The organism is Desulfurobacterium pacificum, assembly GCF_900182835.1.
Lineage (GTDB): Bacteria > Aquificota > Aquificia > Desulfurobacteriales > Desulfurobacteriaceae > Desulfurobacterium_B > Desulfurobacterium_B pacificum.
Map to the genome: position 1 here is coordinate 128,159 of NZ_FXUB01000004.1, position 7,136 is coordinate 135,294.

Annotated in this window: 8 protein-coding genes; 4 read left to right on the forward strand and 4 right to left on the reverse strand. The window is 41.2% G+C overall.

Annotated elements, in window-relative coordinates; all coding sequences use genetic code 11:
- Positions 1-3: 3 nt before the first annotated feature.
- From glmU to QOL23_RS07240, 3 genes are read left to right on the forward strand one after another with little or no spacing between them, the layout of a single operon-like run.
- A complete protein-coding gene (gene glmU, locus QOL23_RS07230) occupies positions 4-1,383 on the forward strand; it encodes a bifunctional UDP-N-acetylglucosamine diphosphorylase/glucosamine-1-phosphate N-acetyltransferase GlmU (protein WP_283400916.1) in 1,380 nt (459 codons plus the stop codon).
- Positions 1,380-2,156 (forward strand): indole-3-glycerol phosphate synthase TrpC, encoded by a 777-nt coding sequence (gene trpC, locus QOL23_RS07235; RefSeq protein WP_283400917.1) that lies wholly within the window; start codon positions 1,380-1,382, stop codon positions 2,154-2,156. Before glmU ends, trpC begins: the two co-directional genes overlap by 4 nt.
- The gene (locus tag QOL23_RS07240; protein WP_283400918.1) at positions 2,144-2,758 is read left to right on the forward strand and encodes a redoxin domain-containing protein; all 615 of its coding nucleotides are present in this window, start codon (positions 2,144-2,146) and stop codon (positions 2,756-2,758) included. The genes trpC and QOL23_RS07240 overlap by 13 nt, the downstream gene beginning before the upstream one ends.
- A 35-nt stretch (positions 2,759-2,793) precedes the next feature.
- Here the strand turns inward: QOL23_RS07240 and QOL23_RS07245 are convergent, their stop codons facing one another.
- The 4 genes from QOL23_RS07245 to QOL23_RS07260 all read right to left on the reverse strand — a co-directional run bounded on the left by QOL23_RS07245 (position 2,794) and on the right by QOL23_RS07260 (position 6,411).
- Entirely contained in the window at positions 2,794-4,032 is a 1,239-nt protein-coding gene (locus QOL23_RS07245; protein ID WP_283400919.1) for an RNA-guided endonuclease InsQ/TnpB family protein, read from the reverse strand.
- A gap of 120 nt (positions 4,033-4,152) precedes the next feature.
- Positions 4,153-4,341 carry a 50S ribosomal protein L28 gene (gene rpmB, locus QOL23_RS07250; RefSeq protein WP_283400920.1) on the reverse strand — a complete coding sequence of 63 codons (189 nt, stop codon included), beginning with the start codon at positions 4,339-4,341 and terminating at the stop codon, positions 4,153-4,155.
- A gap of 49 nt (positions 4,342-4,390) precedes the next feature.
- On the reverse strand, positions 4,391-5,680 hold the full coding sequence (locus QOL23_RS07255) for an adenylosuccinate synthase (protein ID WP_283400921.1): 1,290 nt from the start codon (positions 5,678-5,680) through the stop codon (positions 4,391-4,393).
- 44 nt (positions 5,681-5,724) lie between these two features.
- A complete protein-coding gene (locus tag QOL23_RS07260) occupies positions 5,725-6,411 on the reverse strand; it encodes an N-glycosylase/DNA lyase (protein ID WP_283400922.1) in 687 nt (228 codons plus the stop codon).
- A 46-nt stretch (positions 6,412-6,457) separates the two neighbouring features.
- On the opposite strand from QOL23_RS07260, the gene QOL23_RS07265 reads away from it, so the two are divergent.
- Positions 6,458-7,015 carry an HNH endonuclease gene (locus tag QOL23_RS07265; protein WP_283400923.1) on the forward strand — a complete coding sequence of 186 codons (558 nt, stop codon included), beginning with the start codon at positions 6,458-6,460 and terminating at the stop codon, positions 7,013-7,015.
- Positions 7,016-7,136: the final 121 nt, after the last annotated feature.

Sequence of the window (7,136 nt, forward strand, 5' to 3'; positions counted from 1 at the left end):
GCGATGGGATTTAAAGTAATCATTTTAGCAGCAGGAAAGGGAACGCGCTTTAAATCAGAACTACCAAAAGTTCTTCACAAAATATTAGGAAAGCCAATACTCTGGTTCGTCATAAAGGCAGCTTTAAGGAGCGGTGCAGAAGAAATCGTCACAGTAGTAGGACACAAAAAAGAGTTGGTAGAAGAGTTCTTAAAAGAAAACTTCCCCGGAGTTAAAACGGTCTATCAAAAAGAGCAACTCGGTACCGGCCACGCCGTAATGTGCGCAGAGGAACTTCTCAAAAACTACAAAGGAAAAGTTGTAGTCATAAACGGCGACACGCCCCTCATAAACGCCGAAGACATAAAAGCGTTAGCCGAAACAGAAGGGGACATGGCAGTCCTCACTTCAAGAACGGAAAACCCAACAGGATACGGTAGGGTAATCAGAGACGGCGGAGAAATCCTCAAAATCGTTGAAGAAAAAGACGCAACGCCAGAAGAAAAAGAAATTAAAGAGATAAACACCGGCATTTACGCTTTTGACGCACAAAAACTCTTTTCAGCCCTCAAAGAAATAGATAACAACAACGCCCAGAAGGAATACTACTTGCCCGATGTCCTTAAAGTGTTCAAAAAGAAAGGCTATTCCATCGTTCCCGTCTTTACAGAAGATTTTGAATCAGTTATGGGAGTAAACAACCGCCACGAGCTTTCAAAAGCCGAAGAGATAATGAAAGAAAGAATCGTAAAAGAGTTACAGCTCAAAGGCGTAACAATTCACAACCCCCACTCTGCCTACATAGAACCGGAAGTTGAAATAGGAAAGGATACAGAAATCTTTGCACCCGTTTACATAAAAGGAAAAACGAAAATAGGCGAAAACTGCCGCATTGGAGCATTCACAGAAATAGAAGACTCTGTCCTGGAGAACAACGTTGAAGTTGAATCACACTGCTGGATAAAAGGAAGCATCTTAAAAGAAGGCTCTTGTGCAGGACCTTTCGCAAAACTCCGCCCAGGAACAGTTCTCGAAGAAGGCGCAAAAGTAGGAACGTTCGTTGAAACGAAAAACGCCCACCTTGAAAAAGGCGTAAAAGCAAACCACCTTTCTTATTTAGGAGACTGCCACGTAGGAGAAAATACAAACGTCGGCGCAGGAACAATCACCTGCAACTACGACGGCTTCAACAAGTGGCGAACAGAAATCGGCAGAAACGTATTTGTGGGAAGCAACACTTTGTTTGTAGCACCTGTAAAAGTAGGAGACAACTCAATAACAGCCGCCGGTTCTGTGATAACAAAAGACGTTCCAGAAAACACCCTCGCAATAGCAAGGGCGAAACAGCTCAACCTTGAAGGAAAGGCAGAACAAATAAGAAACAGAAAGAGGAAGAAAAAATGAACATACTGGAAAGAATCGTTGAATACAAAAAAATAGAAATAGAAGAACAGAAAAAGAAGTTTAACCTCAACGTTTTGCGCGAAGAAGCAGAAAAAATGAACGTTCCCTTTGATTTTAAAAAGGCAATTTCCGGAGAAGGAATAAACATCATAGCTGAAGTCAAAAAAGCTTCTCCCTCAAAAGGGATAATAAAAGAAAACTTTGATCCGGTAGAGATAGCCAAGAGTTACGAAAAAGGAGGGGCAAAAGCTATTTCTGTCTTAACTGATAAAAAGTTTTTTCAGGGTTCCCCCTTTTACCTGCGCCAGGTAGCAGAAGCTGTAAATCTTCCCGTTTTAAGAAAGGACTTCATAATAGATGAATTTCAGATATACGGCGCAAAGGCTTTAGGCGCATCTTCTTTTCTACTAATTGCCGCAATATTAGACGAAAGCCAGCTAAAGGACTTTATAGACTTAGGAAGAGAATTAGGAATGGAACCTTTAGTAGAAACCCACTCAGAAGAAGAAGTAGAGAAAGCTCTAAAGTGCGGAGCTGAAATAATCGGCGTAAACAACAGAGACCTGAAAACCTTTAACGTTTCACTTGAAACAACGCTAAAACTCTTACCCCTCATAAAATCTGAAAACAAAATTTTGGTAAGCGAAAGCGGAATTAAAGGTAAAGAAGATATAATCAAATTGAAAAACACAGGCGTTGATGCCTTTCTAATAGGAGAAACGCTAATGAGAAGCGAAAAGCCGGAGGAGGTTCTTAAATCTTGGGTATCTTAAGGCTATCCCTTTTGATTATACTCATTTGTTTCTCAACAGCACAGGCAGACTGGTATATCCTCATTCCCAAACACCTGCCCAAAAGAAGAGAAATGCCAAAAAACGTTCCCGTCCCTAAAATAGCGCCGAAAAAGAAGAATATGAAACCTTACAAAGTAGAAGTCCGAAAGCTGTTAGCCCCCGATTTCACGGTAAGAACGGCAGATTTAAAGAAGATTTCCCTTGCCGACCTGAACGGTAAAAAAGTAGTAATTGCCTTTGTCAACAACGTTTATTCACCAGTATCGGAATCTCTTATATATCAGCTGAAACAGGTTGCCCAGAAAGAGAAAGACACAACGGTGATTGTCATTGACGTTAACGACGCCGACTTCGCCGTTCTCAAAAGGTTCAAGAGAGAGATGGGGTTGAACAAAATACACCTAACAGCAGACAGCTACGTTTACAAACAGTTTAAGAGCAAACTTGATAAATTAGAAATTCCTTCCCTGGTAATAATAGACAAATATGGATTTATAAGGTATTTAGCAAAAGGAATTAACAGCTCAAGCGTAAATTTAGTTGGAAAAGAAGTTTCAGATATACTTAACTCATTAGCGTGACTTCCTCCCCTCACTAAAGTAAGGAGCTTCCTGCTTCATCGTAGGCTTAACGCCCACTCCACAGGCTTAACTTCCCCGCAGTCCACGGGTAGGGCAGACTTTAACGGGTCTGCCAACCGTTCTAACACTGTTTTGAGTATGTTCCTTGCAGAGTTCACGTCCCTGTCTATTTCTCTACCACAGTTTTGACACTTGAAAGTCCTCTCTGATAGAGAGATTTTCTGCTTATGCCCGCAGAAAGAACAGGTTTGAGTGGTAGGTTCATATCTATCCACAAAGAACACGGGAATAAGAGTCGCAAGGGTTCTCAGCCTTGCAATTATTCCTCCTATCCCTGTGTTCTGTATTTGCTTTCCAAAATACCCCTCTTTCCAGCTTTTGATTGAATCGTCCTGAATTGCTATAAATGAGAATCTTTTAAGGTGGCTTACTGCTTTGTTCTGAACGTCTTTCCTCTTGTTGTTGATGTATTCCCATTCTCTTCTGATTAGCTGTTTTGTTTTCCAGTAGTTCCTGCTTCCTTTCTTCTTTCGGGATAAGGATTTTTGAAGTCTTATGAGCCTCTTTGTTTCGGGTATATACCAGCTTATTTTCTCTCCGTTTGATAGGGTTAGCTGGTGTTTAACGCCTAAATCTATTCCGATGGGTTGGTTTACCTGCTTTTCTTTGATTTCTCTCATAACCTTTTCTTTCGGCAGGTAGCAAACTATGTGTAGGTAGTATCCAGAGGGTTTCTTTATAAGGTGTGCTTCTGCAAGTTCTGCATCTTCAGGTATCTGGTGAAGTCCCAATACTCTGAACTTCTTTCCTATTCCCTGTATTTTTACTCTGTTTTTGTCTTTTGAGATTTTATAGGTTATTCCATACTGTTTTAATGGTATGCTTCTTACTTCGCTTTTGAATGAGAGCTTTCCTACCTTAATTCCTTTCTCTTTTGCTTTTTTGAGGGAAGTGAGGTTTCTTCTTATTCTTTCTACTATTCCCTGTCTCATTTGTGAGGATAGCTGTTTTATTTCCCGCTTCTCAAATCCTTCTGGCGTTTTTACTTCTACTTCTTTGAGCTTCCAGACATCTGGCGTTAGTCTGTTTTCTATGTCCGCAATTACATAGTTGTATAACCATTTCGCTTCAAGGAATAAACTGTCTAACGTTTCTCTGTCTCTTGCAGACAGGTTTTGAAGTTTGACCTGATAGACACGGGGAACTTGGTGTTTTCTCTTTTCTCTCGTTTGCTTTAAGGTGTTTCTTATCTTTTCGGCTTTTACCTGTTCCACAGCTTATAATCTATTCTGTAGGTTTTTCTTTTCAACGGCTTACGCCGTGCGCCGTATCTCCTTCAAAAAGGAGAGAGTTGATACAAAGGTTTTTCGTAAAGGGGAGAAGGAAATCCCCCCTTATATAGCCTTTTGAACCTTTCCGGCTTTAAGACACTTGGTGCAAACCCAGATTCTCTTTTTCTCTCCGTTAACGATAGCTCTCACTTTTTGAAGGTTTGCCTTCTGTCTTTTGCTCGTTACTCTGTGGGAGTGGCTCACCTTGTTAATAAAAATCGTAGTCTTTCCGCATATTTCACACCTTGCCATTTCTACCTCCTGTAAATAGAGAAACTGCGAGAGGCAAATTTATCACTTACTACCAGATTTTGCAAACCTCTATAGTTTCGTTTCTCTGAGGACCTGTAGAAATCATAGGTATCTCAACTTCAAGGTAGTCGGCTATAAACTCTATAAACCTTCTCGCGTTTTCAGGCAAATCCTCATATCTATTTATGTGCGTGGTCTTCTCCTTCCAGCCCGGCAGCGTCTCATAAATCGGCTTAACTTTTGAAAGCTCTTTAGCCGTTGAAGGGAATGAATCCATCACCTCACCATCAATCTCATAACCAACACAAACCTTTATCTCTGAAAATTCATCCAAGACGTCAAGCTTTGTAACAATAAGCCCGTCAAGGTCGTTAACCATCTTTGAAAACTTTAAGGCGAAAAGGTCAAGCCATCCGCACCTTCGAGGTCTTCCTGTTGTAGCGCCGTATTCGTGCCCTCTCGCCCTCAAAAGCTCACCCATACTATCCTTTAGCTCTGTGGGAAAAGGACCACCACCAACCCTTGTGGTGTAAGCCTTCGCAATTCCGTAAATTTTATCTACCTTCTTTGGACTTATACCTGCCCCGGATGAAATTCCAAGAGAGGACGAATTAGACGAAGTAACAAAAGGATAAGTTCCAACGTCTATATCAAGTAACGTCGCCTGTGCCCCTTCAAAGAGAACGTTATCCCCTCTATCTATAGCCTTATTAAGAAGGGTAACAGTATCACAAACGAAAGATTCCACTTTCTCATAAGTTCTCATTACGTGAGAGTAAATCTCATCAAAATTGAAAGAAACATCATAACCGTAAACGTGCTTGAGCGTAAGTTCCTTCTCTCTCAAATTCCATTTCAACTTCTCTTTAAAATTTTCCTCATCTCGCAGGTCAGCTATCCTTATACCAACCCTTCCCGCCTTATCTCTGTAAGCAGGTCCTATTCCCTTCAAGGTAGTTCCTATAGAACTGTTCCCCTTAAGCCTTTCAGATGCAGCATCAAGCTCTTTATGGTAAGGCATAATTAAATGCGCACGCTCACTAACAAAAATCCTCCCATCCACCTCCTTCCCAACTCTCTTCACAAACTCAATTTCATTCAAAAGCCCCTCAAGGTCTATAACCATCCCGTTCCCTAAAACGCACTTCTTACCCTCGTGCAGAATTCCCGAAGGAAGAAGGTGAAGAACGTATTTAACACCATCTATAACAACCGTATGTCCTGCGTTGTTTCCGCCCTGAAAACGAACGATGTAATCTGCCTTTTCAGACAGAATATCAACTATCTTTCCCTTTCCTTCATCGCCCCATTGAGTTCCTATAATCGCAAGTGTAGACATCTAACCGCCTCCCAAAAAATTGCGCACTAAATTTTAGAACAGATTTACCCAAAAATCCTCTCTCTTACTTTCTCAAGTTTCATCCGTAGTTCTTCAGGCAAAGACTTCAAGTGCTCTTCGTTCTGACAAATCCAGAAAATAGCATCAAGTTTAATCTGCAGAATCCCCGTCTTTTCCGAAAGTTTTCTCCAGAAGTCTCTATCTTTAGAAATCCTTCCTATACGAGAATCCAGAGGTATAGCGATTTCCTCCAATCCTTCAAGCTCGTCACCTTCCGCCACTTTTACAGCGTAATTCAACATCTTAACAGCAAACACTATTGTTTTACTATCCTTCCTCTGTCCCATACACTTTGCGAGCTCTTCAACCAACTGTCCAGCGTCTCTAACCTGCTCCACCTTTATCTGCGAAACACAATCAATTGCCTTTTTCAATCTCTTCAGCTTCGCAGACAAAAACCTTCTGTTAAAACGCTTCAAAAACTCCTCAAAATCCTCCATACCTTTACTGTTAGAGAAGAATTCAGCAAACTTCTCCCAATACTCTTCCCCTTTCATCTGCAACTGATAAGACATAAGAGCGTTAATCAGAACTAACCTGTAAAACTCCTCTTCCCTTTCCTTAAAACGCTCATACAACCTTTCAAGAGCTTTAAACTGTCTGTCGTTCCTCTCTATTTCGTTTATCTCCTCAGGAGAAAACTCCCTCAAAATCTCAACCAGCCTCTCCATATAAACCCCTCTATGATAAAATGGAACAACCTTATCAGGGAATAGAATGGTTCTACACCCTACATTAGTGCTTGACCTCAGATACCTTCCGGTAGCCGTATTTTCCCATAAAAAAGCCTTCCTCCTTGAACTGCTGAACAGGTGCGAAGTTTTAGAACATTACACTACAATCTACCTTCATTCCCCTTCAAAATCCTATCCAGCTCCCTTAGTAATCCGCATACCTGTTCTCTCAAAACACTGGCAAACCATTTCACCAACCCGAAGAGCAGTATTCACAAGAGACAACTTTAGGTGCGCATACTGCGGCAGAGTTCTAAAAGACAACGAAATTACAATAGACCACGTAATCCCAAAAAGCAGAGGAGGACAGTGGCGCTGGGAAAACTTAGTAACCTGCTGCATATCCTGCAACCAGAAGAAAGGTGGCAGAACGCCTCAAGAAGCGGGGATGAAACTTCTGTTTAAACCAAAGAAACCCTCAGGATTTGAAATCTCTCTAAACCGCTGGAAGAAAAGAATAAATAGGGAATTTTCTGAAATTTTAAAACTCTACCTACCTTCTTTTAACAGGGTTAGATTAATAGAAGAAAATTTCTGGTAGAATCCTTTCAAGGTTGCATACTTGAGAGGAGTCAACTATCAGAAATTAAACACGGAGCCTGAGCAGGATGCTGAAAGCACTGACCCTTAGAAAGCATAGCGAACAGGACACGAATAAGCTT